The following is a 26,942-nucleotide window of genomic DNA, read 5'->3' as shown; positions in this document are numbered from 1 at the left end:
GAGGACGAGATGACCAATACCCATATCACTACACCGACGCAGTATGTCGAAGCCGATGGTGTGCGTTATGGGTACCGGCGCTTTGGTGCGGAGACTGGAACGCCGCCGCTGTTCTTACAACACTTCCGTGGTGGTCTGAACAACTAGGGTGCGGGCCGCCCGCTATTTCGCGGCCAGCAGGGTGAACTTGTGAATCTGCGGCGGCTCAGAAAACAGTTCTTCTGCCTTGTCCATCAGTGCGGCGGCTACCTTGCCGTCAAGATGGGCCTGCCGATCCTCCTCTGTATCGAACGTATCGAAGATCGCGTACGCACCGGGACCTTCCTCGATCGCATACCAGGTCAGAGTGCCCTCCTCAGCTTGAACGAGCGGCAATGCCGAGGTCAGGAAATCTGCGACATCGCTCTCTTTTCCGGGCTTGGCCTTCAGTGGCACATACAGCGCAAGTTTGGGCATCATCGACTCCTCAAGTTAAACGGAAAGATATAATTTGGCAGGGCAACGCGCGAGCGGGCCGGTACGTTCCCCAGGAGGCGGAGCACACGCGGCCCCGCCTCCTCGTTGGGATCAGAACTCCTGCGCGGTCGGTCGGATGACGATCGCATTGACGTCGACGTCATCAGGTTGTTCGACAGCGAACGCGATAGCACGCGCCACCGATGCCGCCGGGATGGCCTGCTTGTAGAAGTCGAGCACAGTCTCGGCAGCCGTGCCGGACGTCGTGAACTTCAAATTGCTTTCGACGGCTCCAGGCTCGATTGACGTGACGCGGACCTTTTCACCCACTTCGTGGCGCAAGCCCTCGCTGATCGCGCTGACGGCGAACTTGGTGCCGGAGTAGACCGTGCCGCCCGGTGCGAAGACCTTGATGCCCGCAACCGAGCTCAAGTTGATGATGTGACCGCTGCCCTGCTCGAGAAAGCCGGGAAGGGCCGCCGCGATGCCGTAGAGCGTACCCTTCAGATTGACGTCGATCATCTGGTCCCACTCGTCGGTGTTGACCTCGGACATCGGACGGATCGGCATCAGCCCGGCGTTGTTGATCAGCACGTCGAGGCGGCCGAAGTCGGCAATGATTGCGGCAACGACGGACTGGACCGCCGACTTGTCGGTCACGTCGAGCGCGTAGCTACGTGCCGTGCCGCCCTTTGCGGCGATGTCCGCGACGACCTCGTCGAGCCTGTCTTTGCGCCGCGCGGCGATGGCCACCTTCGCGCCGCGTTCCGCCAGAAGACGCGCGGTTTCTGCGCCGATGCCGGTGCTGCCGCCGGTGATGAGAACGACCTTGCCTTCGATACCCTTGGTCATGACTGTATTCCTTCAAGTCAGTTGTTGATTTTTCGCCGGATCGCGGCTCCGCCTCAGCGTTAGCCGCGTGGATGAAATAGGTCCAAAAGGCACCACGCGATGCGCAGGTGCCAACAGGCCGATCATCCGCAACTCGTCTGTGTTGAACGCTTGTACAAGCCGTGCCTAACCCACCCATTTTACAGGCTTGCCCATTGGCACCATCCTCAGGTCGCCGAGACGGGGTTGAGGACAAACGCGGCGCGCTCGGCCAGATCGCCGATCTGAGAAAGGTAGTTCTGGAAGTGGGGCGTCGCACGGTGGGCGGCGACCGCATCTGCGTCCGCGTACAGCTCGTCGAGCACGAAACGGTTCGGATCGCTCTGGTCCTGCCAGAGATCGTAGCGCAAATTGCCCTGTTCAGCACGGCTCGGCTCTAGCATGGCGTCGAGCAGAGCGCGCAGGCGGTCAACGGTATCCGCACGGGCGGTTAGGACGGCGACGATCTTCACGTTGGCGGTCATGGCAACATACCCTGTCCTGGTTATATCCGAAGCGGGGCGCACCCTTAGCGCCCCGCCGGTCATCCTGGTACTCACGCAGCGGCGCGATCGAGGGCTTCGATCAAGGCGTCGGCCATGGCCCGGTCCGATGCCGGATTCTGACCCGTAATCAGCTCTCGGTCGACGACGACATTCGAAGCGAAGTTCTCGTCGGTGACCGATACGTCGCCACCGGCCGACCGCAGCGCCTTTTCCATGTCAAAGTAGAGCTCGCCCTTCAGCACTTGCTCCTCAGCGATCTTCTCCTCGTTGGCCGAAAAGACGGTCATGCGATAGCCCGCGTAGATCCAGTCTTGGGCCAGGTCGGCCGCCCCGGCGTCATCGCCTTCCTCCAGCGCCTTGCGGAAGGCCGGAGCATCGTCGAGCGCGGCGACAACGACCACCGGTCCGTGGCAGAGGAGCGCGGTCGGCTTGGCCGCCGCGTGGAAGTGACGGAGGATCGTGCCCACATCGCGGTCCTCCATCAGGTCGACGATGGGCGCGTGACCTCCCGGCACGAACACGCCAACGAAGCCGTCCAGACCCTCGTCGACGACCGATTTCAGCGTGCGGACGTCGTTCATGGCCGGGTGGCTCGCGAAGAAGTCCTTGGCGCGCTGGAATGCCGTCTCATCGCCGCCAAAATGATCAACCGAAACGGAGCCGGCGTCGATATGCGGCTTGGTCCCATCGGGCGTAGCGAGAACAATATTATAGCCGGCGTCGAGCAGAGCCAGCGCGGGGACTGCCGTCTCGTTGAGATACTGACCGACCGTCGCGGTACCGCCGCCACGTAGACCGATATGCGTCGCGTTCGATCCAAGAACGAGAACCTGACCCTTGCTCATCTGAACCTCCATGTTCGCGGCGTCCGTCGCCGATGGATGGGAAATGGGCCTTGTTGACTTATTTTAGAAGTTTATCTTTCTAATTCCAGATATACGTCTGACAGGATGACTGCATGCGCTACGATCTGAACCTTCTACCGATCTTCGTCGCGTTGATGGAGGAGCGTAGCGTCACCCGGGCCGCCGAGCGCATGGGTATGACGCAGCCCGCCCTGTCCAACGCCCTGGCGCGTCTACGACAGATGCTTCAGGATCAACTGTTCGTCCGCGAGCGCTATGGCATCCAGCCGACCCCGATCGCGCTTGAACTCTCACCGCTGATCGCTGAGGCACTCGCCCAGCTCGACGACGCGGTTCTCGGTCAGCAGGCCTTCGACCCCGCACACGCCGAACGGCTCTTCACGATCGCGCCGAACGGCTATGTCGAGTTCGTCATCGTCCCCGCTGTCCTGGCGCGCCTGGAGAAGGTCGCGCCGGGCATCAAGCTCCGTCTGACGCCCTACGGCAACGATCTCGTTGAGACAGGCGTTGTGTCGGGCACGACGGCGCTCGTGCTGGGCCGCATCGTCGACCCGCCCGACAACCTCGTCGTCCAGCACCTCATGGACGAAGGGCTCGCCTGCGCCGTCCGCGCCGACCATCCGGACATCGGCGATGCCATGACGCGCGAGCAGTTCGAGACGATGAAGCACGTCAACATCGTGCCACCTGGCCGGATGCGCGCCGGGCTCTTCCAGGCGCTGTCGCAGCACCAGCTAAAGCGCGACGTGGCGATCTCCGTGACCAATTTCTTCGCGGTAGCCGAGATGGTGGCGGTGACCGACTATTGCGCCACCTTGCCCTCGCTCATCTGCAGGCGGCTGATGCACGATCCCCGGCTGAAGATCCTGCCCGCCCCGGTCGACCTCGGCAGCTTTCCCGTGGAAATGGCTTGGCATGTCCGCTACAGGCACGATCCCGCACACCGCTGGCTACGTGGGCTGATCGGCGAGGTCATCACTGACATCAAGGGCAAGACAGCAGCGACAGCCATGCCGTCGCCAGCGTGATGGACGTCTGTAGGCCGCGCGACGACGGTTTACTTCCGTACTTTTCGTTGATGACCGGAATTGATCTTTTCAGTAGACGGCAGTCAGCGCCTCGACGTCACGGCCCAGGTTCAATCCTCCCTTATCATCGAGCGTCATTCCGATCAGGCCAGTGGAAGCGAACAGGATCGTGGCCTCCGACCGTTACCGGGTGGTCCCAGCCGACCGACCGCCACCATACTTGCTCTGCTGTTCATGCGATCGCTGGATGCCGACTAGGGTCAGGATGCATTGATTTCTGTTGCGCTGCGTGATTCACGCCTCCGAAAACGGAGCGGTGACATGAGCGATCTCTTCTGGCTGACCGACGCGCAGATGGCGCGCCTGGCTCCCTTCTTTCCCAGGTCGCACGGGAAGCCCCGGGTTGATGACAGACGGGTGCTGAGCGGGATTATTTTCATCAATCGCAATGGCTTGCGTTGGCGCGATGCGCCCGCCGCGTATGGCCCACATAAGACGCTCTACAGCCGGTGGAAGCGTTGGAGCGAAAAGGGCATCTTCGCGCGGATGATGGCCGGGCTGGCGGCGGAACACGGCGAGAAAACGACCGTGATGATCGACGCAACATACCTCAAGGCCCATCGAACGGCGACCAGCATGGCCGCCAAAAAGGGGGGCGTGGTCGCCTGATCGGTCGAACCAAAGGCGGTATGAACACCAAGCTGCACGCCATCTGCGACAGTCAGGGGCGACCGATCGACCTGTTCGTCACCGCTGGACAGGTCAGCGATTATATCGGCGCTCGGGCCCTGCTGAGTGGCCTGCCAAACGTCAAATGGCTACTCGGAGATCGTGGCTATGACGCTGACTGGTTCAGAGAAGCGTTGCAGGACAAGGGGATACGTGCCTGCATCCCAGGCCGGAAGAAACGCAAGACGGCGATCAAATACGATAAGCGGAGATACAAGCGGCGTAACCGCATCGAGATCATGTTCGGCAGGCTCAAGGACTGGAGGCGCGTCGCGACCCGCTATGACCGATGCCCCAAGGTCTTCCTCTCAGCCATCGCCCTCGCGGCTCTCGTCATCTATTGGTTATGAATCCTGACCCTAGATGAACCAAGAGTCAAACGAGGCCTACAGCCGTGATACGTTTTCCGCCAAGTTCTGTCAAAAGCTAAGGCCTTCCCAGAGCAAATGGGGGAATTTTCGGGGGAAGAAAACCAACCCCGGTGCGTAAATGCAATTAATAACAATAGGTTACGAAAGAAATATGGCGGAGCGAGAGGGATTCGAACCCTCGAGACGGTCTCCCGCCTACACACTTTCCAGGCGTGCGCCTTCGACCACTCGGCCATCGCTCCGTGAGGCGGGTCTAGCCCGACGCACGGCGCGGTGCAAGGGGATCACAGCTTGGAAACGCGCTTTTGCAGTTCGGCAAGCTGGCGGCGGATCTCGGCCATGTCGCGCTCGTCTTCGGGGGTTGCGGGTCCGGCAGGGGGCGCGGGCGTGCCATCCTCGCGTTCGGGGCCCGAGGCACCACCGCGCCAGCCGCCCATCATCGCCTTGAGAAACATCTGCTGCTGGCGCTGCAGCGCGTCGAATCCCGGCATGGTGGCCATCGGATTGGGCATCGCCGCCATGTTCTCCATCAGCTTGGACTGTCCCTCGCGCAGCATCTCGAAGCTCGCGGCAAGGAACTGCGGGACGACCGATTGCGCGTTGGTCGTATAGCTGCGCACCAGGTCGGTCAGAACGTCCAGCGGCAGGACGCTCTCGCCCCGGCTTTCATGTTCGGCGATGATCTGCAGCAGATATTGGCGGGTCAGATCGTCACCCGACTTCAGGTCGATGATCTTGACCTCGCGGCCATCGCGGATGAAGCCCGCGATATCCTCCAGCGTAACATAGTCGCTGGTCTGCGTGTTGTAGAGGCGGCGGCTGGCATAACGCTTGATCAGCAGCGGCGCAGTCGATGCGGCCATCCTGGGTTCCTTGAATTCATCCTGGCCGCCATGATGAATTCTGCACCCGCAAAACGCAAAGGAAAAAGCCCCGGCGCGCAAATGCGAACAAGGGCGACCGAAGTCGCCCCTGCCCCGTCGTTTCTGGTGATCAGGCGATCACTTGTCGGCGGTCGCCGTGGCGGCCTTCTTGACGGCGGTCTGGGTGTCGCGGGCGGCCTTTTCGGCCACCTTCTGCGCATCCGACGCCATGTCCTTGCCGGCGGTCAGCATCAGGTCGACGGTGTCCATCTGGACCTTCTTGGCGACTTCGGCATAGGCAGCCATGTGCTCGGCGGCCATTTCGGCTGCGGCCGAGGCGAAATCGCTCATGGCCTTGGCGTATTCGGACGGGTCCTGCTTGACGGCAGCCAGCTCTCCCATGCGCGAGATCGAGTCCTTGGCCCAGCGGGCCGAGATCTCGGTCGAACGCTCGGCGGCGCTCAGCGCGACGCGGGCCAGCTTCTCGCCCATCATTGACTGCGACTTCATCGCGTCCTGCATCGAGCTGGTGTCGATGGGAAAGTTCGCCATCATGTCCTGCATCGTCTTGGTCATATCGGGGGTCTTTGCCATGTCGTTCACTCCTGTGATGCAGCGACCGAGAGACAGAGGGAACGGGTCGCTGCGATCCATTCCATGCCACCAATATGAATGCTGCACCGCAGCATTTCAAGTATTTTTTCTGCGGCGCGGCGAAAATCCGGCGGGTCGGCGCAAGCCCTTGGAAAGTCCCGTGCGCCAGCCCCGCTTCAGCCTGCGCGCTCGTGGACATAGCGGCCGGGGGCGGGATCAAGACCCGCTCCGGGGTCGCGGGCGGGCACCATCGGACCGGCTCGCTCGGCCAGCCATGCGCCCCAGGTCGGCCACCAGCTGGACTGCTGGAACGCCGCCGCGTCCTTCCAGTCCTGATGCGTGCCGTCAAAGCCGTGATCGCTGAGATAGTGGCCGTATTTCTGCCGCGTGGGCGGGTTCACGATGCCCGCCACATGCCCCGACTGCGACAGGATGAAGGTCTTGTCCTTCGATCCCATCTGCGCCACCCCGCGCCAGCAATCCTTCCAGGGTGCGATGTGGTCACCCTCGCAGGCGATCGAACACAAGGGCACCGTGACGTCGGACAGGTGCAGGCGGTGGCCCAGCAGCTCGAACCCCTCCTTGGCAAAGGCGTTCTTCTGGCACAGGCCGCGCAGGTACTGCATCGCCATGCGTCCGGGCAGGTTCGTGCTGTCGCCGTTCCAGAACAGCAGATCGAAGGCCGGCGGCGTCTCTCCCATCATGTAGCTGCGGATGGCAGGGCCCCAGACCAGGTCGTTGGCGCGCAGGAAGCTCATGGTGCGCGACATCAGCTGCGCCCGCAGCAGGCCGTGGCGCTGGACCTCGGCCTCGATGCCGCCGACGAAATCGTCCTGCAGGAAGCTGGTGAATTCGCCCTGGTCGGAAAAGTCCGTCAGCGTGGTCAGCAGCGTGGCCGAGTTCACGCGGCGATCGCCCTTCTGCTTCAGCAGCGCCAGAGTCAGCGACAGCGTGGTGCCCGCGATGCAATAGCCGACCGCGTTCAGCCGCGCCTGTCCCGTCAGGGCCTGCACCTGGTCCATCGCGTCCAGATAGGCCTGGACGTACTCCTCCATGCCGGTGTCGGACAGGCTGGCATCGGGGTTCTTCCAACTGACGACGAACAGCGTCTGACCCTGATCCACCAGCCAGCGGATCAGACTGTTCTGGGGCTTCAGGTCCAGAATGTAGAACTTGTTGATCCAGGGCGGAAAGATCACCAAGGGCAGGGCATGCGCCTTGGGCGTCGTGGGCGCGTACTGGATCAGCTCGAACAGTGGCGCGCGATAGACGACGGTGCCGGGCGCGGTTCCGATGTTCTCTCCGACCGTGAAGGCGCGGCGATCGGCCAGGGACACGATCATCTCTCCGCCATGCTGCTCGACGTCGCGAACCAGGTTCTCCAGCCCCTTGACCAGGCTCTCGCCCTCGGTCTCGACGGCCTTCTCCAGCGCGTCGGGATTGGTCGCCAGAAAGTTGGTGGGCGCCATCATGTCGATGATCTGCGCGGTCATCCAGTGGACACGCTTGCGGGTCACATCGTCGGGCAGGTCCAGCGTCGCCGTCGCATCCTTCAGCGCGCGCGCATTGGTCAGGTACTGCTTCTTGATCAGGTTGAAATAAGGATGGGTCTGCCACAGCGGGTTGGCAAAGCGGCGATCGGCGGGGCTGTCATCCTCGGGAGCGGTCAGCTGCCCGGTGGCCAGCGCCTTCTGCGCGCGGGCATAGTTCGACAGGGTCTGCCCCCAGAAGGTGACCTGCGTCTCGATCATCTTGGCGGGATGTTCCGCCAGCGTCTTCAGGAACGCGTTCGCGGCGGTCAGGTACAGCTCGGCGCCCGGCCCCTCGACGCCGGGATTGGGCAGGTTGCGATCGGCCAGCGCGGCCATCAGGCGGTGACCCAGGGTTTCGATCCGCTCGATGTTCTCGGCCAGCTTGTGGGCGGCAGGGGCGGGCTTGGGCGCCGCGACCTTAGCTTCGCCTTCGGGCGGCGTGCCTTGGACCTGGGGCGTCTCGATCTTGGGTTCGGCGGCCTCCACCTTGGCCTGGGGCGTCTTCACCTCGACCTCCGGGGTCTTGGCCTGGGGCTTGGGCTTCGCGCGCGCCTTTGCGGTTGTTGCCGGTTTCGCACGTAATTTGGCAACATTTTTACCCGTCTTGTCCGGCTGTCTTGCCATGATCCGTAATCCCCCCTACTTATACGGTCATGATATGCGCAGGGCAGGCAAGGCGTAAACCCGGCTTCTGACCCCGTTCCCGCCGCCCCGTCGCGCGCAGATCATGTGCCGCGGCGCAGCAATTGTGGGGTTACATGTCGGTCAAAGGTCTTCGCGGCATCGTGTCCTATGACGCGATGGAGACGATTCGGAACACGAACGAATGGATGGGCGCGACCGCCCGCGCGATCGGGGCCTATCCCGCCTTCGCGCTGGTCCCGCATCCCGCGTTCCGGATGCTGGGGGCCTGGGGCCGTGTCACCGAACGCAGCTTCGCACGCATGGTGATCAAGCCCGACTGGGAGATCCCCCCCATCGCCGGAGAGGACGGGCAGGACCACGTCGTCTATGTCGAGCCGGTCCTGCGCCGGGCCTTCGGCGACCTGATCCATTTCCGCGTCGCCCGTCGCGACCCCCTGCCCCGCAAGGTCCTGCTGGTCGCGCCGATGTCGGGTCACTATGCGACCCTGATGCGCTCGACGGTGCTGTCGCTTTTGAACGACTGCGAACTCTACGTGACCGACTGGCACAATGCCCGCGACATTCCTGTCAGCGAGGGCAAGTTCGACGTCGAGGATTATACCCGCTACTTGGTCGACTTCATCCGCCACCTGGGCCCCGACGTGAATGTCATTGCGGTGTGTCAGCCGGCGCCCCTGGCCCTGGTCGCGACCGCCATCCTGGCGGAGGAGGAGCCGGCTGCGCAGCCGCGCACCCTGACCCTGATCGGCGGCCCCGTCGACCCCGACGCCGCCGCGACCGAGGTCACCGATTTCGGCAACCGCATCACCATGGGTGAGCTGGAGCATCTGGCGATCCAGTCCGTGGGGTTCAAGTATCGCGGTGCCGGGCGCATGGTCTATCCCGGGCTGGCGCAGCTGTCGTCGTTCATCACCATGAACATGCAGACCCATACCCGCGCCTTCATCGAACAGATCTATGCCGAGGCGCGCGGCACCGCCAGCGAAGGCGACAAGCACAACAAGTTCTATGACGAATACCTGGCGGTCATGGACATGACGGCCGAATTCTACCTGTCGACCGTCGAACGCATCTTCAAGAACCTCGAGATCGCGCAGAACCGCTTCACCGTCGACGGCCGTCCCGTCGATATCGGCAAGATCACCGACGTTGCCGTGATGACGGTCGAGGGGGCGAATGACGACATCTCGGCGCCGGGCCAATGCGTCGCGGCGCTGGACCTGTGCACCGGCGTGCCCGACGCCAGGAAGGTTCAGCACCTGGAACCGGGCGCCGGCCATTACGGCATCTTTGCCGGCAAGTCGTGGCGCCTGAACATCCGCCCGCTGGTTCTTGACTTCATTGACGAAAACGCAGCGCTGCCGGACAGCGTCAAGCCGCGTCGCAAGCGTCGGGCAGGCGGCGCGGCCGCCGATTGCGGCGTCAACGATCCGGTCCACTCGGACAACGTCGCGGTCTGACGTCGGTCCCGCGGGACGGGGGAACCCGGTCCCGCGGATCGTTGTTTATCCCGCGATCGCCGCCTGATGCGGCACGAAAGGATCGCAGGATGACCGACCACAATCACCAGTTCTGGAGCCGTCTGGACGACATCAACAGCGGCATGCTGGGTGTGACCCAGGATTCGCGGCTTGTTCCGATGTCGCATTATACCGACCGCAAGGTCGGCGTGCTGTGGTTCATCACCGCCAAGGACACCGATCTGGCCCGCAGCGTGGCATCGGGTCCGCAGGATGCGATGCATGTGGTCAGCGATGCTGGCCAAGGCCTTTACGCCCGCATCCACGGCACCCTGTCCCTGTCCGACAACCGCGCCAAGCTGGACGAGTTGTGGAATGCCGTCGCCTCCAGCTGGTTCGAGGATGGCAAGCAGGACCCCGACGTCCAGCTGCTGCGTCTGGACCTGACCGAGGCGGAAGTTTGGGCCACTGGCGGCAGCATGGCCTTCCTGTATCAGATCGCCAAATCCAAGATCACCGGCGACAAGCCCGACATGGGCGACCATTATTCCCTGACGTTCTGAACGACCTCCTCGATCGTCGCGACGATCAGGTTCAGACATTCGGGCGAGGAGAACCGGTGATCGGCCCCCTTGACCAGGGTCAGCCGCAGATCCTCGCCCGACGCGTGGTCCAGCAGGTCCATCGCCCAGGACACCGGCACATCCGCATCCGCTGTCCCCTGCAGCATCCGCGCCGGACAAGGCAGCGACAGCGGCTGGTTCAGGACCAGTTGGTCGCGGCCATCCTCGATCAACCGGCGCATCAGGACCAGCGGCTCTCCGTACTCGCTTGGCAGGGCAACGCGGCCGTCGCGCATCAGCGCCTCGCGTTGGCCGGGTGAAAACCCGGCCCAGAACCCGCGTTCGGTGAAATCCGGCGCCGCGGCAATCGTGACCAGCCCGGCAACGCGGTCCGGGATCGTTCGTGCCATCAGCAGGCTGATCCACCCGCCCATCGACGATCCGACCAGAACCTGCGGGCCCTGTGTCAGCGCCTCGATCGCTGCACGGGCATCGGCGGCCCAATCACCGATGCAGCCCTCTTCGAACACGCCATCGCTGGCGCCGTGCCCGGAATAATCGAACCGCAAAAAGGCACGCCCCTGCGCCGCCGCCCAGTCCCGCAGATGGACCGCCTTCGACCCCTGCATGTCGGACCGGAATCCGCCCAGAAACACGATGCCGGGGCCCTGCCCGTCCAGGCGATCGTAGGCGATGCGCCGTCCCGTATCCGTCGTCAGATAATCCGTCATTCGCTCACCTCGTCCAATCCCCATGCGACCCAGGCCCCCAGGGCCGACGCCGCGGCAAAGGCGGCCACCGCCCATTGCGCGCCCAGCACCGCCAGCCCCGCAGAGGCGGCGCCGGCCACCAGCAGGACGACACCGACCACCAGGTTCGACACCGCGGTATAGGTGGCGCGCTGATCATCGGGCGCCATGTCGACCAGATAGGTCGTCCGCCCCTGCCGCACGCCGTGATAGGCGATCATCAGGCCGAACAGAACCACCGCAATCGCCCCCGTCACCTGTGCCAGCCCCATCGCCGCCAGAACCAAGGCCGCACCCAGGGCGATTGCCCCCGCGACGCCCGACGAGATCAGCACCCGGCGGGCCGACCGGTCCGACATCCGCCCCCAGACCCAGGATGACAGCAGGGATGCCAGCGCCGATGCCAGCACCAGAAGGCCCAGCTGACGGTCTCCCTGCCCCGCCGCGGCCAGCACCAGCAGATAGGGCGGCGCCAAGGCCGATCCCACCAGCAGCGACCGCGCGACGATGAACCGGGCCAACTGTCCATCCTCGCGCACCAGACGCAGCTGGCCGATGGATTGCGACAGGCTCAGCACCTCCTCACGCGGCTGCGCCTCCTCGTCCAAGGTCGCAAAGATCGCGCCGCCCAGAATCCAGGCGACGCCCGCCAGCGCCACTGCGCCGATGACCAGCACCGCCCGGTCCAGCGGCTGCCACAGCAGCAGGCCGGCAAAGACGATGACCCCGGCGGCGCCCACGCTGCTGGCGAAACCCGTGGCCGCGCCGCGCCGCGACTTGCCCACCGTCTTGCCCAAGACATCCTTGTAGCTGGCCGAACAGACCGACCGCGCCAGGGCCAGCACCGCCAGGGCTGCGATGATGGCCCCGCCCGCGGCCGGCCCCTCCATCGTCAGGGCGATGCCCGCGATGGCCAGCGCCGCCAGACCCTGAACGACGCTGCCCACGGCCCAGGCCCATTTGCGTCGCGGCAGTGCGCCGATGGCCCCTGCGGTGAACAGTTGCGGCAGCAGCGACCCGGCCTCGCGGACCGGAACCAGCAAGCCGATCACGCCCGCCCCCGCCCCCAGATGGGTCAGCAGCCAAGACAGAACCAGTTTTGCGTCGACCAGCCCGTCGGCCAGTTTCGACGCGGCCAGAGACAGGATGTGGCGCAGGAAGTTGCGCGGCTCGACCCGGCTCTGGGCGTCGGACAGGCCGCCGTCACTGTCGGGGTCCTCGACCAGACGCTCGAACAGTTGCTCCTCGAAATCGCTGTGGTGGCTCATGCTGGCTTCCCGTGTGTTGCCGTAATCTTGACTAATCGCGCGGGCACGTCCATGCCTGCCCGACCATAACCCGCAACCGGGCGTTCCGTGGGCGCCAAACCGACGAGGAGGACAACATGTCCCAGATCACCCTCACCTTTCCCGATGGCAATGCGCGCGACTATCCCGCCGGCGTGACCGCCGCCGAGGTCGCCGAGAGCATCGCGCCCAGCCTTGCCAAGCGCGCCATTTCCGCCAGCCTGGACGGCACCCACATCGACCTGGCCTGGCCGATCACCGCCAGCGGCCAGATCGCCATCCATTCGATGAAGGACGAGGCGCAGGCGCTGGAGCTGATCCGCCACGATTTCGCCCATGTGATGGCCCGTGCGGTCCAGGCGATCTGGCCCGACGTCAAGGTCACCATCGGCCCGGTCCGCGACCACGGCTGGTTCTACGATTTCGACCGGGCCGAACCCTTCACTCCCGACGATCTGGGCGCGATCGAGGCCAAGATGAAGGAGATCATCAACGCCCGCGAACCCGTCCGCACCGAGATATGGGACCGCGACCGCGCGATCGCCCATTACAAGGCGGCGAACGAGCCCTTCAAGCTGGAGCTGATCGACCGCATCCCCGAGGGCCAGGACCTGCGCATGTACTGGCACGGCGACTGGCAGGACCTGTGCCGCGGTCCGCACCTGCAGAATACCGGCCAGCTGCCCGCCGATGCTTTCAAGCTGACCCATATCGCCGGGGCCTATTGGTTGGGCGACGCGACGCGACCCATGCTGCAGCGCATCTATGGCGTGGCCTTCCGCAACCGCGACGACCTCAAGGCGCACATGACGATGCTGGAGGAGGCCGCCAAGCGCGACCACCGCAAGCTGGGCCGCGAGATGGACCTGTACCACATGCGGGAGGAGGCGCCGGGCCAAGTGTTCTGGCATCCGAACGGCTGGAACATCTATACCACGCTGCAGGACTACATGCGCCGCAAGCAGCGCGCCGACGGTTATGTCGAGGTCAACACGCCCCAGGTCGTCAGCCGGAAATTGTGGGAAGAATCAGGGCACTGGGAGAACTATCAGGAAAACATGTTCATCGTCGAGGTCGATGAGGAACATGCCAAGACCAAGACGATCAACGCCCTGAAGCCGATGAACTGCCCGTGCCACGTGCAGATCTTCAACCACGGACTGAAATCCTATCGCGACCTGCCGCTGCGCATGGCCGAGTTCGGGTCCTGCAACCGCTATGAGCCCTCGGGCGCGCTGCACGGCATCATGCGCGTACGCGGCTTTACCCAGGACGACGCCCACATCTTCTGCACCGAGGACCAGATCGAGGCCGAGACCAAGAAGTTTATCGACTTCCTGGCCGGGATCTACTCCGACCTGGGCTTCGAGGGCTGGCGCATCAAGCTGTCGACGCGCCCCGAAAAACGCATCGGGACCGAGGAAAGCTGGGACCGCGCCGAGGCCGCCCTGGGCAACGCCTGCAAGGCCGCGGGCCATGACTACACGGTTTTCCCCGGTGAGGGCGCGTTCTACGGGCCGAAGCTGGAATTCGTGCTGACCGACGCCATAGGTCGTGACTGGCAGTGCGGCACGCTGCAGGTGGACCCCAACCTGCCGGAACGTCTGGATGCGGAATATGTCGGTGCCGACGGGCACAAGCACCGGCCCATCATGCTGCACCGCGCGGTGCTGGGCAGCTTCGAGCGTTTCATCGGCATCCTGATCGAGAACAGCGCCGGCAAGCTGCCCTTCTGGCTGGCGCCGCGTCAGGTGGTCGTGGCCTCGATCGTGTCGGATGCGGACGCCTATGTGCACGAGGTTGTGGCCGCCTTGCGCGCCCGCGGCATCCGGGCCGAGGCGGACATCCGTAACGAAAAGATCAACTACAAGGTCCGCGAGCATTCCGTCGGCCGCGTTCCGGCGATCCTGGCCATCGGCATGAAGGAGGTCGAGGACCGGACCGTCTCGCTGCGCCGCCTGGACGCGCAGGGCAGTCGCACCGTGACCCTGGACCAGGTCGTGGCCGATCTGGCGGCCGAGGCCACGCCCCCGGACCTGCGCTGAACCCCGCCTGCGTCAAACGCGGCACCACGGGGCCGCGTTTGACGCTTGCGTTTTGCAACGATTCGGGCATCCTCTCAGTCGCGTGAGCGAAGACTTTCTACCGCCTCCCTCTTGGGCAGCCGGAAGACCGAAAGCGGGCTGCACGGCCTGGCGCAATCCTGCGTCGGGATGACTTGAAGGAGAATACGGTTATGGCGACCGGAACGGTAAAATGGTTCAACTCGACCAAGGGCTTCGGCTTCATCGCGCCCGATGACGGCGGCAAGGACGTGTTCGTGCACATCTCGGCCGTGGAACGTGCCGGGCTGACGGGCCTTCAGGACAACCAGAAGATCGCATTCGAGCTGCAGTCCGGCCGTGATGGCCGCGCCTCGGCCAGCGATCTGAAACTGCTCTGATCCGCCATCGCGCGTGATCCGGACGGCCCGTTCGCGCGGGCCGTTTTTTATTGGGCGACAGGCAGGACGCAGGAATGAACCTGGCCGAACATGTGCTGCGGGCGGGGCAGGCTGTCCCGGACCACCAGGCCCTGGTCGTCATGGGCGCGGACGACGCGCAGGTCTGGACCCATGGCGATCTGCGCCGCGCGGTGCTGGGCACGGCCACGGGCCTGACGCGCGCGGGCCTGCGCCCGGGCGACCGGCTGCTGATGCGTCTGGCGAACCGCCCGGCCTTTCCCATCGCCTATCTTGGGGCCATCGCTGCGGGGGTGATCCCGGTGCCGACCTCGGCCCAGCTGACCGGGGCCGAGATCACGCGCATCGCTGCCCGCATCGCACCCGCGATGATCGTGGCCGGCGCGGGCGTGCCCCTGCCCGACCATCCCGCCCCCGTCCTGACCGAGGGCGACCTTGACGGCTTTGCCACGCTTCCCCCGGCCGATTTCGCCCAAGGGTCCGCGGATCGGCTGGCCTATATCGTCTTCACCTCGGGCAGTTCGGGCCAGCCCCGGGCCGTCATGCACGCGCATCGCGCGATCCTGGCGCGGCAGGCGATGATGGCGGGCTGGTACGGGCTGCGCGCCGACGATCGCCTGCTGCATGCCGGGGCGTTCAACTGGACATTCACCCTTGGCACCGGGCTGCTGGACCCGTGGACCCTGGGGGCGACGGCATTGATTCCCGCCGACGGCACCCCGATCGAACGCATCCCCCTGCTGGCCGCGCGTCACGGCGCGACGATCCTGGCCGGGGCGCCCGGTGTCTTTCGCCGGATGCTGCGCGCGGACTGGCCCCCGATGGCCACCCTCCGCCACGCCCTGGCCGCCGGAGAGCGGTTGGACCCCGGCCTGCGCACCGCCTGGACCGCCCGCACCGGCACCGACCTGCACGAGGCGATGGGCGCCTCCGAAATCTCGACCTTCCTTTCGGGCAGCCCGTCCCGGCCCGCGCCCCACGGCACGGCGGGCTTTCCGCAGCCCGGCCGACATCTCGCGATCCTGGGCGACGATGGCCCCCTGCCACCGGGACAGCCGGGCGCGCTGGCGGTCCGGCGCGACGATCCGGGGCTGTTCCTGGGCTATCTGGACGATCCCGATGCGACACGCGCCTGCTTTCGTGGCGACTGGTTCGTGACCGGCGACATGGCGCAGGCCGATGATCGCGGCGCGATCACGCTGCTGGGACGGGCCGACGACATCATGAATGCCGGCGGCTTTCGCGTCGCCCCGCCCGAGATCGAGGATCATCTGGCCAGCCATCCCCATGCGGGCGACGTGGCGGTAGCGGAACTGCCCACCGCGCCGGGGGTCAGCATCATCGCGGCCTTCTGGACCGGTGCCGCGACGCCCGCCCAGATGCAGGCTCTGGCCGCGGCCGGCCTTGCCCGCTACAAGCAGCCCCGCGCGTGGATCCCGCTGGACGCGCTGCCGCGCACGCCCACCGGCAAGATCAACCGCCGCGCCCTGCGCGAGGCGCATCGCAAGGACCGACCATGACCCGCCTGGACATCTTCGCCGATCCCGTCTGCCCCTGGTGCCTGATCGGCAAGGTCGAACTGGACCACGCCCTGGAAAGCCGCCCCGATCATCCCTTCGCGATCACCTGGCACCCGTTCCGCCTGAACCCTGCCATGCCGCCCGAAGGGATGGACCGCGTGGCCTATCTTCGGGCCAAGCTGGGCGATCAGGTCGATGCCGCCACGCGCGCGCTGGCGGAACGCGCCGCGGCCCTCGGCCTGACGCTGAACCCCTCGCCGCGCGAACCCGACACGACCGATGCGCATCGCCTGATGCACTGGGCCGGGCTGGAAGGTGCACAAGGCCGGGTGATGTCCGGCCTGCTGCGGGCGCATTGGCAGGATGCCCAGGACATCGGTGATGCGTCCGTCCTGTCGGCGATCGCCGGGGCGGCCGGCATGGACCCTGCCCTGACCGCGCGCTTGCTGGCCAGCGACGCCGACCGCGACGAGGTCGCCCGTCGCGAATCGCATGCCCGACAGCGCGGGATCTCGTCGGTCCCGACCTTCATCGTCGCGGATGCCCATGCGGTCAGCGGCGCCCAGCCCGCGGACCTGTGGCAGAGCGTCATCGACGAGATCATGGCAGCATCCCGTTAGGGTCAACTTGCAGACTCTGCAAGATGGGCCTATCTGAGGGTCTGACCCAACCGGTGACCCCATGACAGACGTTTCCCACCCCGGGCTTGCGCAGCAGCAACGCCTGCCCCTGCCCGAATTCATCGCGATGCTGGCATTCCTGTTCGCCACCATCGCCTTTTCCATCGACGCGATGCTGCCCGCATTGCCTGACATCGCGGCGGACCTGACGCCCGACAACGTGAACCGCGCCCAGCTGATCCTGACCACCTTCGTGGCCGGGATGGGGCTTGGCACGCTGTTCGCGGGCCCGCTGTCCGACGCGCTTGGCCGCAAGCGCACGATCACCATCGGCTTTGGCATCTACATCGCCGCGACCATCGCCGCGATCTATGCCGATTCGCTAGAGTTGCTGCTGGTCGCGCGTTTCGTGCAGGGCCTCGGCGCCGCCGGTCCGCGCATCGTGGGTCTGGCCCTGGTCCGCGACCTCTACGAAGGGCGCGAGATGGCCCGGATCAGCAGCTTCGTCATGATGATCTTCATCATGATCCCGGCCGTGGCGCCGACGCTTGGTGCGGGGATCATCGCGATCTCGGACTGGCACGGGGTGTTCCTGGCATTCATCGCCTTCGCGCTTATCGGTGCGTTGTGGCTGAACATCCGCCAGGCGGAGACGCTGCCCCCCGCCGCCCGCCGTCCCCTGCGCATCGGCACCCTCTATGCCGCTGCGCGCGAGGTCCTGTCCGACCGCCAGGTGATGCTGGCGACGCTGATCCTGACGCTCGGCTTTGGGCAGATGTTCGGCCTGCTGTCCTCGGCCCAGCAGCTTTTCGGCGAAACCTACGGCAAGGGAGAGAACTTCCACCTGTGGTTCGCCGCCATGGCGCTGCTGTCGGGGTCGGGAACGGTGCTGAACGCTACCTTCGTGATGCGCTTTGGCATGCGGCGGATCGCGAAATGGGCCTATGTGATGCAGACCATCGTGTCGGGACTGGCGCTGACGCTGATCCTGTCCGGCGTGCTGCCGCAGGGATTGGAATTCCCGGTCTTCTTCTTCTGGGCGGTCAGCGTGTTCTTCATGGCCGGGGTGACCTTCGGCAACCTAAACGCGCTGGCGCTGCAGCGCATGGGCCATATCGCGGGCATGGCCGCATCCATCGTCGCGGCGATCTCGACGCTGGCGGCGGTGCTGATCGCAGCCCCGGTTGGACTGCTCTACAACGGCACCGCGATCCCGGCGATCACGGCGACGCTGATCTGCTCGGGCCTGGCCTGGGCGCTGATGCGGCGTCTGAACGACTGAAGACGGGCGGGGCCTTGCGGTCCCGCCCGTTCGTCATGGAACCGGCCACGGGGGGTCCGGGGGGCTGGCCCCCCGGCCGCCGCGGGACGCAAGGCTCAGGCGGCAACCCCTTCGGGTGCACGCGCGCCGGTCATGTAGGCCACGGCATCCGACATCGAATGTTGCTTGGGGTCGATCACGCACAGCCGCTTGCCCAGGCGATGGATGTGGACGCGGTCCGCCACCTCGAACACGTGCGGCATGTTGTGGCTGATCAGCACGATCGGGATGCCCCGCGACCGCACGTCCTGGATCAGGTCCAGCACCCGGCGGCTTTCCTTGACGCCAAGGGCGGCGGTCGGCTCGTCCAGGATGATCACCCGGCTGCCGAAGGCCGCCGCCCGCGCCACGGCGACGCCCTGGCGCTGACCGCCGGACAGGGTCTCGACGGGCTGGGCGATGTTCTGGATCGTCATCAGGCCCAGTTCGGACAGCTTGGCGCGGGCGAAATCGTCCATCGCCTGCTTGTCCAGCATCCCGAACCACTGGCCCATGATGCCCTTCTTGCGGATCTCGCGCCCCATGAACATGTTGTCCGAGATCGACAGCGCGGGCGACAGGGCCAGCGTCTGATAGACCGTCTCGATCCCCATCTTGCGGGCATCCAGCGGGCTGTCAAAGCTGACCACCTGGCCGTTCAGCCGGATCTCGCCCTCGTCGGGCTTGACCGCGCCCGAGATGGCCTTGATCAGGCTGGACTTGCCGGCGCCGTTGTCGCCGATCACGGCCAGGATCTCGCCGGGATACAGGTCGAAGTCGGCATGATCCATGGCAGTCACGCGGCCATAGCGCTTGACCAGGTTGCGGGCGGTAAGCAGCGGCTCGGTCATGACGACACCTTTCTGATCCATTGGTCGATGGCGACGGCGAAGATGATCAGCCAGCCGGTCGCAAACAGCTGCCACAGCACGTCCACACCCGCCAGTCGCAGGCCCGAGTTGAACACGCCCACGATCAGCGCCCCGATCAGCGGCCCCACGATCGACCCGCGCCCCCCGAACAGCGAGATGCCCCCGATGACCACGGCCGTGATCGATTCCAGGTTCGCCTCAAAGAACGACGTCGGGCTGATCGACCCCACGCGACCGATAGACGACCATGCCGCCAGGCCGCAGATCAGGCCCGCCACGACATAGACCGACAGCAGCACGCGCTTGGTCTGGATGCCGGCCAGCGCGGCCGATTCCGGATCGTCGCCGACCGCATAGACCCGCCGCCCCCAGGCGGTATAGTACAGCGCATAGAACAGCACCGCGAACACGACCAGCATCAGCACCACGCCATAGGTCAGCACGGCGCCGCCCAAGTTGAACCGGGTGCCGAAGAACTTCAGCAGCGGCGCGTCCATGTCCAGGGTCTGGCTGCGGATCGTCTCTCGACCCGACAGGTAGTAGTTCAGCGCCAGGAACACGTTCCAGGTCCCAAGCGTGGTGATGAAGGGCGGCAGCTTCAGCCGCGTGACCAGGAAACCGTTCAGCGCGCCGGTTCCCGCCCCGCAGGCCAGGCCGACCAGGATGGCGATCGGCACCGGGATGCCGAAGTTGACCGCCAGCTGCCCCATCACGACCGAGATCAGCACCATGACCGCGCCGACCGACAGGTCGATGCCCGCGGTCAGGATGACCAGCGACTGCGCCGCCGCCAGCGTGCCCACGACGGCCACCTGCTGCAGGATCAGCGACAGGTTGAACGCCGAGAAGAAGTTGGGAGAGATCAGCCCGAAGGCGATCAGCGACAGGACCAGCACGATGACCGGAACCATGGTGGGATACTGGTGCAGGAAATGCTGCACCCGGTCCAGCGTGCTGCGGTGACGATGGTCGAACTGCGCGACCTTCTCACCGGCAACGCGCTCGACCACGGGATCGGGGGTGTCGGACATCGGGGACCTCGTGGCGTGTCACGGAAGGCGACGGCGGCCAACCCGCCGTCGCGACGTCATGCGGCGGGGGGCATCAGCCCCAGCACTGCTCCAGGCCTTCGGCCACGCTGATCGACGGCACGCCCTCGACCGGCTTGTCCGTGACCAGGTTGACGCCGGTGTTGGTGAAATCCAACCCCTCGCTGGTTTCCGGCTTGGTGCCGTCGGCGGCAAAGGCCGCGATGGCCTCGATGCCCATCGACGCCATCAGCAGCGGATACTGCTGGGCGGTGGCGCCGATCACGCCCGCCTCGACGTTCTGGACGCCGGGGCACCCTCCGTCGATCGACACGATCAGGGCGTTCTCTTCCATGCCAAAGGACTTCAGCGCCTCGTAGGCGCCGGCCGCGGCCGGTTCGTTGATCGTGTAGACCAGGTTGATCGCCGGATCGCGCTGCATCAGCGCCTCCATGGCCTGCTGGCCGCCTTCCTCGTTGCCCGAGGTGACCTCGTGGCCGACGATGCGGGCGTCGTCCTCGTCACCGATGACGTTCTCGTCCTTCACGTCGATGCCAAAGCCCGCCATGAAGCCCTGATCGCGCAGCACGTCCACCGACGGCGCGCTGGCCGACAGGTCCAGCATGGCGATCTTGGCATCCGCCGCAGCATCGCCCATCTGGCCCGCGGCCCAGGCGCCGATCAGACGGCCCGCCTCGCGGTTGTCGGTGGCAAAGGTCGCGTCGGCCGCATCGATCGGGTCCAGCGGCGTGTCCAGCGCGATGACCAGGATCCCCGCCTCGCGGGCCTGGCCCAGCGATTCGGTAATGGCCTTGGTGTCGGACGCGGTGATCAGGATGCCCTTGACGCCCGCCGCGATGCAGCTTTCGACAGCCTGCTGCTGGGTCTCGTGGTCGCCGTCGATCTTGCCGGCAAAGGTCATCAGCTCGATGCCCAGCTCCGCGGCCTTGGCGGTGGCGCCTTCCTTCATCTTCACGAAGAACGGGTTGATGTCCGTCTTGGTGATCAGGCAGGCCTTGGTGGCCTCTTGCGCTTGGGCAAAGCCTGCCGACAGGGCAAGCGTGGACACCGCGACGGATGCGCGGATAACGGTTTTGATGGTCACTTGACTAACTCCTCCAGCACGACGGTTCCTCGGCCGTCTTGACGTTACAAAGCACCAGAAGATTGCGCTTGTCAATAAATCAATCATGTTGATTAATGCGATTCAGGAGGACGGAACCCATGCCCCTAGATCGTGACGGCCCCGGCGCGCTCAGCCGGAACGAACGGCTGATCCTGTCGCTGATCCGACGGCGGGGACCGATGCCGCGCGCGGCGCTGGCGCAGCTGACGGGGCTGTCGGCACAGTCCATCACCAACCTGACGCGCAAGCTGATGATGGCGGGCTATCTGGACGCCGGTGCGGTGGTGCGGGGCAAGGTCGGCCAACCCTCGACCCCGCTGGCGCTGGCCCCGGACGGGGCGTGGTTTCTGGGGCTCAAGATCGGGCGCCGGCTGGTCGAACTGGCGCTGGTCGATTTCGCGGGCCGCGTGCGCATGCACCGCCAGGAGGTCTATGCCCACCCCACCCCCGACCGCGTGCTGGCATTCGCGCGTCAGGGGCTGGACACGATGACCGCATCGCTGGACCCCGGCCAGCGCGCACGTCTGATGGGACTGGGTGTCGCGACCCCCTATCGGCTGTGGGATTGGGGCCAGGAGATGGCCGACTGGCTGGACCACGACCTGCAGGCCGAACTGTCGCGCAGCCTGCCCGTCCCGATCTTCGTGGAAAACGACGCCACCACCGCCTGCGGGGCAGAACTGATCTTCGGCAAGACCGACCTGCCGCGGGACTTCATCCACATCTACATCGCCCATTTCGCGGGCGGCGGCATCGTGCTGGACGGCGCGCTGCGCCACGGCCCGACCCGCAACGCGGGCGCCCTGGGGTCGATGCCCATCCCGGTCGTGGGCGCACAGGGCGGCCAGCTGTTGGAAAAGGCCTCGGTCTCGGCGTTGGAGGCCCTGATCGGACGGTCCCTGCCGCCCGACGATTCGGGCTGGGACGTTCCCGCCGAGATCGAGGCCGAATGGGCCGACCAGGCGGGCCGGGCGCTGGCCTTCGTCGCACTGTCGGCGGTGGCTCTGGTCGATCTGCCGCTGGTGGTGATCGACGGGGCGGTGCCGCCTGCGACGCGCGCGCGGCTGGCCCAGGGGACCCGCACGGCGCTGGAGGGGATGCCGACCGCCGGCATCGACCGTCCGCAGGTGATCGAGGGATCGCTTGGCCGCAGCGCGCGCATCCTGGGGGCCGCGGGGCTGCCGCTGGCGCATTTCTTTCAGCCGGACGGGGCGCTGGACTAGGGCGATTGCGGTTGACACCGGGGCCTGCGCGTCTATACGGCACGCTTCGTTGGTGTTGGTGGACCCCGCAAGGGGAACCCTGTCAGGCCCCGGATCGCAAGACCCCTGGGCCAAAGGACAACGCCCTTCGCAACCTGTTGAAGGAGATCAGCCGTGACCAAACGCACGTCTGCCAAGTACAAACTCGATCGCCGCATGGGCGAGAACATCTGGGGCCGCGCCAAGTCGCCCGTCAACCGTCGCGAATACGGCCCCGGCCAGCACGGCCAGCGCCGCAAGAACAAGTTGTCGGACTTCGGCACCCAGCTGCGCGCCAAGCAGAAGCTCAAGGGCTACTACGGCGACCTGACCGAAAAGCAGTTCCGCCGCATCTATGGCGAAGCTGAGCGGATCCGCGGCGACACCGGCGAGAACCTGGTCGGCCTGCTGGAGCGTCGCCTGGACGCCGTCGTCTACCGCTCCAAGTTCGTGGCGACCATCTGGGCCGCCCGCCAGTTCGTGAACCACGGCCACATCCAGGTCAACGGTCAGCGCGTGAACATCGCCTCCTACCGCGTCAAGGAAGGCGATGTCATCTCGATCCGCGAGCGTTCGCGTCAGCTGGCCATCGTGCTGGAAGCCGTCGCCCTGACCGAGCGTGACGTTCCGGACTATCTGGAAGTCGACCACAACAAGATGACCGCCACCTTCGTGCGCACCCCGGCCCTGGGCGACATCCCCTATGCCGTGCAGATGGAACCGAACCTGGTCGTCGAATTCTACGCGAAGAACTGATCTTCGCCAGATCGACCGTCTTTGGGCCGCATCTTCGGATGCGGCCTTTTGCATGGCACCGCGCCCATTTTCCCAATCGCCCTTCGATCAGGATCGGCTGGCGGGGCGGCATTCGTCCCCTTCGGACTGCCGTTATCGCCCCCATCCAGCGCGGACCCTTTGAACTGACCGACCCGACCAATCCCGGTTCTGGCCGCTTGATCGGAAACAGGGCTTGGATCGCGCATCCCAGCGGCCATCGGGTCAAGTCGGATTGCGGATCTGCGCATCATTGATCGGAACACGGTCATCCGCTGTGGCGGCGATGGCATCGTGCTGCGCCATGTCGACGTCCCGCCGATCAACGCAGCGGATTTCGTCCTTGCCCAAGCATGCGGCACGCGACGGTTTGGGGGCTTTCCTTGGCATCGGCACGGCACTAAACGGGGCCGGACACAAGGATGGACCCCCATGACCCAGACCCCCGTGCAGCCCGGCATCATGGATATCGCACTTTACGTCAGCGGCGAAAGCACGCTGGCGGGCCGCGACGACGTGCTCAAGCTGTCGTCGAACGAAAACCCGCTTGGTCCCAGCCCCGCGGCGCAGGAGGCCTTCCGCCGCGCGGCGGGCGATCTGCACCGCTATCCGGCCACCGATCACGCGGGGCTGCGCGCGGCCATCGGGCAGGTGCACGGGCTGGATCCGGACCGCATTATCTGCGGCGTGGGCTCGGACGAGGTGCTGCAGTTCGTGGTTCAGGCCTTTGCCGGTCCGGACGACGAGGTCATCACGACCGAGCACGGCTTTTCGATGTATCCCATCCTGGCACGCATGGTCGGCGCGATCCCGGTGACCGTGCCGGAGGACACGCGCCGGGTCGATGTGGACGCGATCATGGCCGCGGTGACCGAGCGCACACGCGTCGTCTTCATCGCGAACCCGGCCAATCCGACCGGCACGATGCTGGGCGCGGACGAGTTGCAGCGCCTGGTGGATGGCCTGCCGCCGCAGGTGCTGTTCGTCCATGACGGCGCCTATACGGAATTCGCCGACGGGTTCGACGGCGGCGCGTCGCTGGTCGACCGGCATCCGAACGTGATCATGACGCGGACCTTCTCCAAGGCCTATGGCCTGGGCGGGCTGCGCATCGGATGGGGCTACGCCGCGCGCGAGGTGATCGACGTGCTGAACCGCATCCGCCAGCCCTTCAACCTGTCCAACGCCCAGATGGAGGCCGCACGTGCCGCCGTCCTGGACCGCGACTTCACCGACCGCTGCATCGCGCTGAACGCGCGGATGCGCGACCGGATGCGGCAATCGCTGATCCAGATGGGCATCGGCTGCGACGAAAGCTTTGCCAATTTCGTGCTGGCCCGCTTTGACAGCCCCCAGACCGCGACCGCGGCCGATGCGGCGCTGCGCGCCGAAGGCATCCTGGTGCGGCGCGTGGGCGGATACGGCCTGCCCGACGCGCTGCGCATCACCGTGGGCGACGAGGCGGCCGTGACGCGGGTGCTGGACTGCCTGGGCAACTTCATGCAGGGGCGCGCGCAATGACGCAGGTCTATGACAAGGTGGCGCTGATCGGGCTGGGCCTGATCGCGGGATCGATGGCCCATGCCATTCGTGATGGCGGGCTGGCGGGCCGCGTCACCGGCTATGCCCGCAGCCAGGCGACGCGCGACACCGCACGCGAGATCGGCCTGTGCGAGGTCTGCGACACCGCCGCCCTGGCGGTGGCCGGCGCCGATCTGGTGGTGCTGGCCGTCCCCGTCGGCGCCATGGCCGAGGTCATGGCCGAGATCGCGCCCCATCTGGCCCCTGGTGCCACGATCACCGATGTCGGTTCGGTCAAGCAGTCGGTCATCGACGCGGTCGCCCCCTGCCTGCCCGCGGGCGTGCATTTCATCCCCGGCCATCCGCTGGCCGGCACTGAACATTCAGGGCCCCGCGCGGGCTTTGCCAGCCTGTTCCGCAACCGCTGGTGGCTGCTGACGCCGCTGCCCGACACCGACCCGGAGGCGCTTGCGCGGCTGGACCGGCTGATCACCGCGATGGGCGCCAAGACCGACCGGATGGACGCCCCCCATCACGACCTGGTCCTGGCCGTGACCAGCCATGCGCCGCACCTGATCGCCTATACGATGGTGGGGGTGGCCGACCACCTGCGCCGCGTCTCGGGCGAGGAGGTGATCCAGTATTCCGCCGCCGGTTTCCGCGACTTCACCCGGATCGCGGCCAGCGACCCGACGATGTGGCGCGACGTGTTCCTGCACAACAAGGAGGCGACGCTGGACATCCTGGGCCGCTTCACCGAGGAGCTGTTCGTCCTGCAGCGCGCGATCCGCATGGGCGACGGCCAGCAGCTGCACGACTACTTCACCCGCACGCGGGCGATCCGCCGCGGCATCATCGAGGCCGGACAGGACACCGAGGCGCCCGATTTCGGCCGCACCCCCGGCGCCCGACCCGCGGGCTAGATCGCCGGGGCGGGGCCGATCGGCACACCGCCCAGGATCAGCTGGCCATCGCGCATGATGACGGCCACGCGCAGCTCGCCCTCGGCCGCTGCGGGAAAGTCGGGGCCGGGCAGCGTGTCGTCCAGATCCGCCTGCGACAGCTGCGACAGGCCTGCCCGCAGCAGCATCGCGGCCTGCGCCGGGATCAGCCCCAGCCCGGTGGCCATCCCGATCATCGCATCCGCGTCTGCGGAATACAGCGCCACCTGCCCTTCGGCCAAGCCCTGGTCGTCGCGCGACAGGCGCCCCACGATGCGCAGGCCGATCGTGTCGGCGCGCAGGTCCAGCCCGGCGGTCTGCCAGCCGACGATCTGCGGCGCGGCGTCGTCGGTGACCGTGGGCGTGCCGTCCAGCCAGATCCGCAGCGGCCCCGAGACCGACAGCGGTCCGGGGATCGGACCGGGGTCCAGCCCCAGCTGCGCCAGTCCACCGACCTGCAGGTCGGTCAGCCCCAGATCGAGGTCATAGGCCGCCCGCGCGGGACGCGGCGCATCCGATCCCAGCCCCGCCAGCCGCGCCTGCAGCGACAGGCCCTGCGCCAGGGGCTGGCCGTCCAGCGTCAGGTCGCGGGCCTGCACGTCCAGCCGGTTGGGCGCCATGCCGTTCAGGGGTGACAGGGCCATGCTGGCCACGGGCGCCGACAGACCCAGCTGCATCACCTGCCCGCCTTGGGTCACCGCCGCACCGTCGGGCAGGTCCAGCTGCGCGGTCAGCGGCGACGACGGCGACAGGAACAGGCGCGCCCAGGGCAGGCTGATGGAAAGCGCCGGGTCCGACCAGGACGGTTCGGACAGCGCGACGCCGATCCGGCGCGGATCGCGCAGGGGCGAAACCGATGCGGCCTGCAGCGCCGGGTCCTGCGCGATCAGTGCGGCCACGCGGTTGCTGGCCAGCGTCTCGGCGCCCAGCCAGCCGCCCGCCAGCAGCGCCAGCACCAGTCCCGTCCCGATCACCATCCCGCGCATCCCCGCCCTGCCCTTTTTTCCCGCCCCGTCCTGC

The 26,942-nt window shown here is 66.2% G+C and carries 28 protein-coding genes and 1 tRNA gene; 14 read left to right on the top strand and 15 right to left on the bottom strand.

Annotation, left to right across the window (positions count from 1 at the left end):
* Window positions 1-9: 9 nt before the first annotated feature.
* Window positions 10-147, top strand: a complete 138-nt coding sequence (locus EOJ32_RS08060; protein WP_205963138.1) for a hypothetical protein — start codon at window positions 10-12, stop codon at window positions 145-147.
* A gap of 15 nt (window positions 148-162) precedes the next feature.
* On the opposite strand, the gene EOJ32_RS08055 is transcribed toward EOJ32_RS08060, so the two are convergent.
* The 4 genes from EOJ32_RS08055 to EOJ32_RS08040 all read right to left on the bottom strand — a co-directional run bounded on the left by EOJ32_RS08055 (window position 163) and on the right by EOJ32_RS08040 (window position 2,677).
* Window positions 163-456: a putative quinol monooxygenase gene (locus EOJ32_RS08055; protein ID WP_127899328.1), complete on the bottom strand. Its 294-nt coding sequence runs from the start codon at window positions 454-456 to the stop codon at window positions 163-165.
* A 111-nt stretch (window positions 457-567) separates the two neighbouring features.
* Window positions 568-1,308 carry an SDR family oxidoreductase gene (locus EOJ32_RS08050; RefSeq protein WP_127898197.1) on the bottom strand — a complete coding sequence of 247 codons (741 nt, stop codon included), beginning with the start codon at window positions 1,306-1,308 and terminating at the stop codon, window positions 568-570.
* Window positions 1,309-1,514: 206 nt separating this feature from the next.
* The gene (locus tag EOJ32_RS08045) at window positions 1,515-1,811 is read right to left on the bottom strand and encodes a putative quinol monooxygenase (RefSeq protein ID WP_127898196.1); all 297 of its coding nucleotides are present in this window, start codon (window positions 1,809-1,811) and stop codon (window positions 1,515-1,517) included.
* A 71-nt stretch (window positions 1,812-1,882) separates the two neighbouring features.
* Complete coding sequence (locus EOJ32_RS08040; protein WP_127898195.1) at window positions 1,883-2,677, bottom strand: type 1 glutamine amidotransferase domain-containing protein; 795 nt, start codon at window positions 2,675-2,677, stop codon at window positions 1,883-1,885.
* Between the two features lie 113 nt (window positions 2,678-2,790).
* Between EOJ32_RS08040 and EOJ32_RS08035 the strand changes: the two genes are divergently transcribed.
* Both EOJ32_RS08035 and EOJ32_RS08030 read left to right on the top strand, forming a co-directional pair.
* Window positions 2,791-3,726: a LysR substrate-binding domain-containing protein gene (locus tag EOJ32_RS08035; protein ID WP_127898194.1), complete on the top strand. Its 936-nt coding sequence runs from the start codon at window positions 2,791-2,793 to the stop codon at window positions 3,724-3,726.
* Between the two features lie 321 nt (window positions 3,727-4,047).
* Window positions 4,048-4,805 (top strand): IS5-like element ISPso2 family transposase gene (locus EOJ32_RS08030; RefSeq protein WP_127898193.1). Its coding sequence is split into 2 segments (ribosomal slippage): window positions 4,048-4,372 and window positions 4,372-4,805, totalling 759 coding nucleotides; the frame shifts between segments, so codons are not numbered across the junction.
* 173 nt (window positions 4,806-4,978) lie between these two features.
* Here the strand turns inward: EOJ32_RS08030 and EOJ32_RS08025 are convergent.
* The 4 genes from EOJ32_RS08025 to phaC all read right to left on the bottom strand — a co-directional run bounded on the left by EOJ32_RS08025 (window position 4,979) and on the right by phaC (window position 8,322).
* Window positions 4,979-5,068 (bottom strand) — tRNA-Ser (locus EOJ32_RS08025).
* A 42-nt stretch (window positions 5,069-5,110) separates the two neighbouring features.
* Window positions 5,111-5,689 (bottom strand): polyhydroxyalkanoate synthesis repressor PhaR, encoded by a 579-nt coding sequence (phaR, locus tag EOJ32_RS08020; RefSeq protein WP_127898192.1) that lies wholly within the window; start codon window positions 5,687-5,689, stop codon window positions 5,111-5,113.
* A gap of 138 nt (window positions 5,690-5,827) precedes the next feature.
* The gene (locus EOJ32_RS08015) at window positions 5,828-6,283 is read right to left on the bottom strand and encodes a hypothetical protein (protein ID WP_045981193.1); all 456 of its coding nucleotides are present in this window, start codon (window positions 6,281-6,283) and stop codon (window positions 5,828-5,830) included.
* Window positions 6,284-6,459: 176 nt separating this feature from the next.
* Window positions 6,460-8,322, bottom strand: a complete 1,863-nt coding sequence (gene phaC, locus EOJ32_RS08010; RefSeq protein WP_240542530.1) for a class I poly(R)-hydroxyalkanoic acid synthase — start codon at window positions 8,320-8,322, stop codon at window positions 6,460-6,462.
* Window positions 8,323-8,573: 251 nt separating this feature from the next.
* Here phaC and phaZ point away from each other — a divergent pair, with 251 nt between their 5' ends.
* Window positions 8,574-9,920 (top strand): polyhydroxyalkanoate depolymerase, encoded by a 1,347-nt coding sequence (phaZ, locus tag EOJ32_RS08005; protein ID WP_127898190.1) that lies wholly within the window; start codon window positions 8,574-8,576, stop codon window positions 9,918-9,920.
* Window positions 9,921-10,009: 89 nt separating this feature from the next.
* On the top strand, window positions 10,010-10,483 hold the full coding sequence (locus EOJ32_RS08000; protein ID WP_045981191.1) for a pyridoxamine 5'-phosphate oxidase family protein: 474 nt from the start codon (window positions 10,010-10,012) through the stop codon (window positions 10,481-10,483).
* Here the strand turns inward: EOJ32_RS08000 and EOJ32_RS07995 are convergent.
* Together EOJ32_RS07995 and EOJ32_RS07990 are read right to left on the bottom strand one after the other, a co-directional pair.
* Window positions 10,465-11,214 carry a carboxylesterase gene (locus EOJ32_RS07995; protein WP_127898189.1) on the bottom strand — a complete coding sequence of 250 codons (750 nt, stop codon included), beginning with the start codon at window positions 11,212-11,214 and terminating at the stop codon, window positions 10,465-10,467. The two genes, EOJ32_RS08000 and EOJ32_RS07995, sit on opposite strands and share 19 nt — an antisense overlap.
* Entirely contained in the window at window positions 11,211-12,500 is a 1,290-nt protein-coding gene (locus EOJ32_RS07990) for an MFS transporter (protein WP_240542529.1), read from the bottom strand. The genes EOJ32_RS07995 and EOJ32_RS07990 overlap by 4 nt, the downstream gene beginning before the upstream one ends.
* Before the next feature lie 116 nt (window positions 12,501-12,616).
* On the opposite strand from EOJ32_RS07990, the gene thrS reads away from it, so the two are divergent.
* The 5 genes from thrS (at window position 12,617) to EOJ32_RS07965 (ending at window position 18,401) form a co-directional block, all read left to right on the top strand.
* A complete protein-coding gene (thrS, locus tag EOJ32_RS07985; RefSeq protein WP_127898188.1) occupies window positions 12,617-14,563 on the top strand; it encodes a threonine--tRNA ligase in 1,947 nt (648 codons plus the stop codon).
* A 191-nt stretch (window positions 14,564-14,754) separates the two neighbouring features.
* The gene (locus EOJ32_RS07980) at window positions 14,755-14,961 is read left to right on the top strand and encodes a cold-shock protein (protein WP_042244736.1); all 207 of its coding nucleotides are present in this window, start codon (window positions 14,755-14,757) and stop codon (window positions 14,959-14,961) included.
* Between the two features lie 74 nt (window positions 14,962-15,035).
* The gene (locus EOJ32_RS07975; RefSeq protein ID WP_127898187.1) at window positions 15,036-16,499 is read left to right on the top strand and encodes a class I adenylate-forming enzyme family protein; all 1,464 of its coding nucleotides are present in this window, start codon (window positions 15,036-15,038) and stop codon (window positions 16,497-16,499) included.
* Window positions 16,496-17,119, top strand: coding sequence for a DsbA family oxidoreductase (locus EOJ32_RS07970; protein ID WP_127898186.1), 624 nt, complete (start codon window positions 16,496-16,498; stop codon window positions 17,117-17,119). Before EOJ32_RS07975 ends, EOJ32_RS07970 begins: the two co-directional genes overlap by 4 nt.
* A gap of 61 nt (window positions 17,120-17,180) precedes the next feature.
* The gene (locus EOJ32_RS07965; RefSeq protein ID WP_045999486.1) at window positions 17,181-18,401 is read left to right on the top strand and encodes a multidrug effflux MFS transporter; all 1,221 of its coding nucleotides are present in this window, start codon (window positions 17,181-17,183) and stop codon (window positions 18,399-18,401) included.
* Window positions 18,402-18,496: 95 nt separating this feature from the next.
* On the opposite strand, the gene EOJ32_RS07960 is transcribed toward EOJ32_RS07965, so the two are convergent.
* The 3 genes from EOJ32_RS07960 to EOJ32_RS07950 form a co-directional block, all read right to left on the bottom strand.
* On the bottom strand, window positions 18,497-19,270 hold the full coding sequence (locus EOJ32_RS07960; protein ID WP_045981184.1) for an ATP-binding cassette domain-containing protein: 774 nt from the start codon (window positions 19,268-19,270) through the stop codon (window positions 18,497-18,499).
* Window positions 19,267-20,322 (bottom strand): ABC transporter permease, encoded by a 1,056-nt coding sequence (locus tag EOJ32_RS07955; RefSeq protein WP_045999488.1) that lies wholly within the window; start codon window positions 20,320-20,322, stop codon window positions 19,267-19,269. The genes EOJ32_RS07960 and EOJ32_RS07955 overlap by 4 nt, the downstream gene beginning before the upstream one ends.
* Before the next feature lie 73 nt (window positions 20,323-20,395).
* Window positions 20,396-21,418: a sugar ABC transporter substrate-binding protein gene (locus tag EOJ32_RS07950; protein ID WP_371706132.1), complete on the bottom strand. Its 1,023-nt coding sequence runs from the start codon at window positions 21,416-21,418 to the stop codon at window positions 20,396-20,398.
* Between the two features lie 125 nt (window positions 21,419-21,543).
* Between EOJ32_RS07950 and EOJ32_RS07945 the strand changes: the two genes are divergently transcribed.
* Both EOJ32_RS07945 and rpsD read left to right on the top strand, forming a co-directional pair.
* Window positions 21,544-22,668, top strand: coding sequence for an ROK family transcriptional regulator (locus tag EOJ32_RS07945; protein WP_164871407.1), 1,125 nt, complete (start codon window positions 21,544-21,546; stop codon window positions 22,666-22,668).
* A 153-nt stretch (window positions 22,669-22,821) separates the two neighbouring features.
* On the top strand, window positions 22,822-23,442 hold the full coding sequence (gene rpsD, locus EOJ32_RS07940; RefSeq protein WP_127898183.1) for a 30S ribosomal protein S4: 621 nt from the start codon (window positions 22,822-22,824) through the stop codon (window positions 23,440-23,442).
* A 243-nt stretch (window positions 23,443-23,685) separates the two neighbouring features.
* On the opposite strand, the gene EOJ32_RS20525 is transcribed toward rpsD, so the two are convergent.
* Window positions 23,686-23,811, bottom strand: coding sequence for a hypothetical protein (locus tag EOJ32_RS20525; protein WP_256370513.1), 126 nt, complete (start codon window positions 23,809-23,811; stop codon window positions 23,686-23,688).
* Window positions 23,812-23,892: 81 nt separating this feature from the next.
* Here EOJ32_RS20525 and hisC point away from each other — a divergent pair, with 81 nt between their 5' ends.
* The gene (hisC, locus tag EOJ32_RS07935; RefSeq protein ID WP_127898182.1) at window positions 23,893-24,981 is read left to right on the top strand and encodes a histidinol-phosphate transaminase; all 1,089 of its coding nucleotides are present in this window, start codon (window positions 23,893-23,895) and stop codon (window positions 24,979-24,981) included.
* Complete coding sequence (locus EOJ32_RS07930) at window positions 24,978-25,904, top strand: prephenate/arogenate dehydrogenase family protein (protein ID WP_045981178.1); 927 nt, start codon at window positions 24,978-24,980, stop codon at window positions 25,902-25,904. Before hisC ends, EOJ32_RS07930 begins: the two co-directional genes overlap by 4 nt.
* Here the strand turns inward: EOJ32_RS07930 and EOJ32_RS07925 are convergent.
* Window positions 25,901-26,908, bottom strand: a complete 1,008-nt coding sequence (locus tag EOJ32_RS07925) for a DUF2125 domain-containing protein (RefSeq protein ID WP_045981177.1) — start codon at window positions 26,906-26,908, stop codon at window positions 25,901-25,903. The genes EOJ32_RS07930 and EOJ32_RS07925 overlap by 4 nt on opposite strands.
* Window positions 26,909-26,942 lie beyond the last annotated feature (34 nt).

The sequence above is a fragment of the Paracoccus sp. Arc7-R13 genome (genome assembly GCF_004010775.1).
GTDB lineage: Bacteria > Pseudomonadota > Alphaproteobacteria > Rhodobacterales > Rhodobacteraceae > Paracoccus > Paracoccus marcusii.
Note: the sequence above shows the minus strand (reverse complement) of the source record. Positions and strands in the feature narration are given on the sequence as shown.

Coding starts and splice junctions, on each gene's coding strand:
- EOJ32_RS08060 (WP_205963138.1), top strand. CDS start 10: ATGACCAATACCCATATCACTACACCGACGCAGTATGTCGAAGCCGAT.
- EOJ32_RS08055 (WP_127899328.1), bottom strand. CDS start 456: ATGCCCAAACTTGCGCTGTATGTGCCACTGAAGGCCAAGCCCGGAAAA.
- EOJ32_RS08050 (WP_127898197.1), bottom strand. CDS start 1,308: ATGACCAAGGGTATCGAAGGCAAGGTCGTTCTCATCACCGGCGGCAGC.
- EOJ32_RS08045 (WP_127898196.1), bottom strand. CDS start 1,811: ATGACCGCCAACGTGAAGATCGTCGCCGTCCTAACCGCCCGTGCGGAT.
- EOJ32_RS08040 (WP_127898195.1), bottom strand. CDS start 2,677: ATGAGCAAGGGTCAGGTTCTCGTTCTTGGATCGAACGCGACGCATATC.
- EOJ32_RS08035 (WP_127898194.1), top strand. CDS start 2,791: ATGCGCTACGATCTGAACCTTCTACCGATCTTCGTCGCGTTGATGGAG.
- phaR (WP_127898192.1), bottom strand. CDS start 5,689: ATGGCCGCATCGACTGCGCCGCTGCTGATCAAGCGTTATGCCAGCCGC.
- EOJ32_RS08015 (WP_045981193.1), bottom strand. CDS start 6,283: ATGGCAAAGACCCCCGATATGACCAAGACGATGCAGGACATGATGGCG.
- phaZ (WP_127898190.1), top strand. CDS start 8,574: ATGTCGGTCAAAGGTCTTCGCGGCATCGTGTCCTATGACGCGATGGAG.
- EOJ32_RS08000 (WP_045981191.1), top strand. CDS start 10,010: ATGACCGACCACAATCACCAGTTCTGGAGCCGTCTGGACGACATCAAC.
- EOJ32_RS07995 (WP_127898189.1), bottom strand. CDS start 11,214: ATGACGGATTATCTGACGACGGATACGGGACGGCGCATCGCCTACGAT.
- EOJ32_RS07990 (WP_240542529.1), bottom strand. CDS start 12,500: ATGAGCCACCACAGCGATTTCGAGGAGCAACTGTTCGAGCGTCTGGTC.
- thrS (WP_127898188.1), top strand. CDS start 12,617: ATGTCCCAGATCACCCTCACCTTTCCCGATGGCAATGCGCGCGACTAT.
- EOJ32_RS07980 (WP_042244736.1), top strand. CDS start 14,755: ATGGCGACCGGAACGGTAAAATGGTTCAACTCGACCAAGGGCTTCGGC.
- EOJ32_RS07975 (WP_127898187.1), top strand. CDS start 15,036: ATGAACCTGGCCGAACATGTGCTGCGGGCGGGGCAGGCTGTCCCGGAC.
- EOJ32_RS07970 (WP_127898186.1), top strand. CDS start 16,496: ATGACCCGCCTGGACATCTTCGCCGATCCCGTCTGCCCCTGGTGCCTG.
- EOJ32_RS07965 (WP_045999486.1), top strand. CDS start 17,181: ATGACAGACGTTTCCCACCCCGGGCTTGCGCAGCAGCAACGCCTGCCC.
- EOJ32_RS07960 (WP_045981184.1), bottom strand. CDS start 19,270: ATGACCGAGCCGCTGCTTACCGCCCGCAACCTGGTCAAGCGCTATGGC.
- EOJ32_RS07955 (WP_045999488.1), bottom strand. CDS start 20,322: ATGTCCGACACCCCCGATCCCGTGGTCGAGCGCGTTGCCGGTGAGAAG.
- EOJ32_RS07945 (WP_164871407.1), top strand. CDS start 21,544: ATGCCCCTAGATCGTGACGGCCCCGGCGCGCTCAGCCGGAACGAACGG.
- hisC (WP_127898182.1), top strand. CDS start 23,893: ATGACCCAGACCCCCGTGCAGCCCGGCATCATGGATATCGCACTTTAC.
- EOJ32_RS07930 (WP_045981178.1), top strand. CDS start 24,978: ATGACGCAGGTCTATGACAAGGTGGCGCTGATCGGGCTGGGCCTGATC.
- EOJ32_RS07925 (WP_045981177.1), bottom strand. CDS start 26,908: ATGCGCGGGATGGTGATCGGGACGGGACTGGTGCTGGCGCTGCTGGCG.